Genomic DNA, 3,403 nt, shown 5'->3' with positions numbered 1-3,403 from the left:
TTGNNNGTGGGTGTGGGTTGGTTGTTTGTTGAGATGTGCATAGTGGACGCGAGCATCTTTGTTTCTCTGTGTAGGTAAGTTTTTAAGGGCAGACGGTGGATGCCTTGGCACCAGGAGCCGATGAAGGACGTGGGAGGCCGCGATAGGCCTGGGGGAGCTGTCAACCAAGCTGTGATCCCAGGGTGTCCGAATGGGGGAACCCAGCCCGAGTCATGTCGGGTTACCCGCATCTGAATACATAGGGTGTGTGGAGGGAACGCGGGGAAGTGAAACATCTCAGTACCCGCAGGAAGAGAAAACAACATGTGATTCCGTGAGTAGTGGCGAGCGAAAGCGGATGTAGCCTAAACCGTGTGCGTGTGATACCTGTCAGGGGTTGCGTGGACGGGGTTGTGGGACCCTGCAGGCACAGCTGACACTGTGCGACACAGTTATAAAGTTTTGGGCTAGTCGAATCCTCTGGAATGAGGGACCGTAGAGGGTGAGAGTCCTGTAGACGAAAGTTCAAGACCTGTGGTGGGTGTTCCCGAGTAGCGGCGGACTCCTGAAATCTGCCGTGAATCTGCCAGGACCACCTGGTAAGGCTGAATACTACCTGGTGACCGATAGCGGACTAGTACCGTGAGGGAATGGTGAAAAGTACCCCGGGAGGGGAGTGAAATAGTACCTGAAACCGTCTGCCTACAATCCGTCGGAGCTGAGCCCTTGTGGTGAGGTGACGGCGTGCCTTTTGAAGAATGAGCCTGCGAGTTAGTGGCATGTGGCGAGGTTAACCCGTGTGGGGAAGCCGTAGCGAAAGCGAGTCTGAACAGGGCGTTCAGTCGCATGCTCTAGACCCGAAGCGGAGTGATCTAGCCATGGGCAGGTTGAAGCGACGGTAAGACGTCGTGGAGGACCGAACCCACCAATGTTGAAAAATTGGGGGATGACCTGTGGTTAGGGGTGAAAGGCCAATCAAACTCCGTGATAGCTGGTTCTCCCCGAAATGCATTTAGGTGCAGCGTCGCGTGTTTCTTGCCGGAGGTAGAGCTACTGGATGGCCTAGGGGGCCTACAAGCTTACCGAAGTCAGCTAAACTCCGAATGCCGGTAAGTGAGAGCGCGGCAGTGAGACTGCGGGGGATAAGCTTCGTAGTCGAGAGGGAAACAGCCCAGATCACCAGCTAAGGCCCCTAAGCGTGTGCTAAGTGGAAAAGGATGTGGGATCGCATAGACAACCAGGAGGTTGGCTTAGAAGCAGCCACCCTTGAAAGAGTGCGTAATAGCTCACTGGTCAAGTGGTTCCGCGCCGACAATGTAGCGGGGCTCAAGCACACCGCCGAAGCTGTGGCATTCACACAATAGCCAGGTCCCGTTGAACGGATCCAGGTGTGTGGATGGGTAGGGGAGCGTCGTGTGGCGGGTGAAGCGGCAGGGTGACCTAGCCGTGGACGCCACACGAGTGAGAATGCAGGCATGAGTAGCGAATGAAGGGTGAGAAACCCTTCCGCCGGATGACCAAGGGTTCCAGAGTCAAGCTAATCTGCTCTGGGTGAGTCGGGACCTAAGGCGAGGCCGAGAGGCGTAGTCGATGGACAACGGGTTGATATTCCCGTACCCGCAAAGCAGCGCCCGCGATGAACCCCGCTGTACTAACCTCCGTGAACACCAAAAGCCTTCGGGCCGGCGGTGGGATTGTTGGGATCTTGGTGGGTAGTAGTTGAGCGATGGGGTGACGCAGGAAGGTAGTCGAGCCCAGGCGGTGGTAGTCCTGGGGTAAGCGTGTAGGCCGTAGCGTAGGTAAATCCGCGCTGCATATAGGCTGAGACGTGATGCCGAGCCGTATCAGGTGAAGTCGATGATCCTATGCTGCCGAGAAAAGCCTCTAGCGAGCTGTGCGCGGCCCGTACCCCAAACCGACACAGGTGGTCAGGTAGAGAATACCGAGGCGATCGGGCGAACTGTGGTTAAGGAACTCGGCAAATTGCCCCCGTAACTTAGGGAGAAGGGGGGCCTCGTCTGGTGAAGGCCTTCGCGGCTGGAGCTGGGTGGGGTCGCAGAGAGCAGGGGGAAGCGACTGTTTACTAAAAACACAGGTCCATGCGAAGTCGTAAGACGCTGTATATGGACTGACGCCTGCCCGGTGCTGGAACGTTAAGGGGACCTGTCAGCCTTTCGGGGTGAAGCGGAGAACTTAAGCGCCAGTAAACGGCGGTGGTAACTATAACCATCCTAAGGTAGCGAAATTCCTTGTCGGGTAAGTTCCGACCTGCACGAATGGCGTAACGACTTCCCCACTGTCTCAACCACAGGCCCGGCGAAATTGCACTACGAGTAAAGATGCTCGTTACGCGCGGCAGGACGGAAAGACCCCGGGACCTTCACTATAGCTTGACATTGGTATCCGGTTTAACTTGTGTAGGATAGGTGGGAGGCTGTGAAGCTGTGACGCCAGTCATGGTGGAGCCAATCTTGAAATACCACTCTGGTTGATCTGGGTATCTAACTTCGGACCGTGATCCGGTTCAGGGACAGTGTCTGGTGGGTAGTTTAACTGGGGCGGTTGCCTCCTAAAGGGTAACGGAGGCGCCCAAAGGTTCCCTCAGCCTGGTTGGCAATCAGGTGTTGAGTGTAAGTGCACAAGGGAGCTTGACTGTGAGACTGACAGGTCGAGCAGGGACGAAAGTCGGGACTAGTGATCCGGCACTGGCATGTGGAAGCGGTGTCGCTCAACGGATAAAAGGTACCCCGGGGATAACAGGCTGATCTTCCCCAAGAGTCCATATCGACGGGATGGTTTGGCACCTCGATGTCGGCTCGTCGCATCCTGGGGCTGGAGGTGGTCCCAAGGGTTGGGCTGTTCGCCCATTAAAGCGGTACGCGAGCTGGGTTTAGAACGTCGTGAGACAGTTCGGTCCCTATCCGCCGTGCGCGTAGGATACTTGAGAAGGGCTGTCCCTAGTACGAGAGGACCGGGACGGACGAACCTCTGGTGTGCCAGTTGTACCGCCAGGTGCATGGCTGGTTGGCTACGTTCGGAAGGGATAACCGCTGAAAGCATCTAAGCGGGAAGCTCGCTTCAAGATGAGGTATCCCACCACGAGAGTGGGTAAGGCCCCCGGCTAGACCACCGGGTTGATAGGCCAGAGATGTAAGCACAGTAATGTGTTCAGTCGACTGGTACTAATAGGCCGAGGACTTACCTAACAACACAAAGAGCTGCGCAAAGATCGCTCGCGTCCACCATGCACATCACGACACGCAACCAGCACACCACGAGTGGTGCGGTTGACATGTTGATAGAGTTACGGCGGTCATGGCGGAGGGGAAACGCCCGGTAACATTCCGAACCCGGAAGCTAAGCCCTCCAGCGCCGATGGTACTGCAACGGGGACGTTGTGGGAGAGTAGGACACCGCCGGACAA

General features: G+C 56.5%; 2 rRNA genes. Both read left to right on the top strand.

The window, feature by feature from the left end:
- Positions 1-72 precede the first annotated feature (72 nt).
- Positions 73-3,185, top strand: a 23S ribosomal RNA gene (locus HAV40_RS37835).
- A gap of 99 nt (positions 3,186-3,284) precedes the next feature.
- Positions 3,285-3,401, top strand: a 5S ribosomal RNA gene (gene rrf, locus HAV40_RS37830).
- Positions 3,402-3,403: the final 2 nt, after the last annotated feature.

Source organism: Catellatospora methionotrophica, from assembly GCF_011297335.1.
In the GTDB taxonomy this organism is placed as follows: Bacteria; Actinomycetota; Actinomycetes; order Mycobacteriales; family Micromonosporaceae; genus Catellatospora; species Catellatospora methionotrophica.
This window is presented reverse-complemented; position numbering and strand designations above follow the sequence as displayed.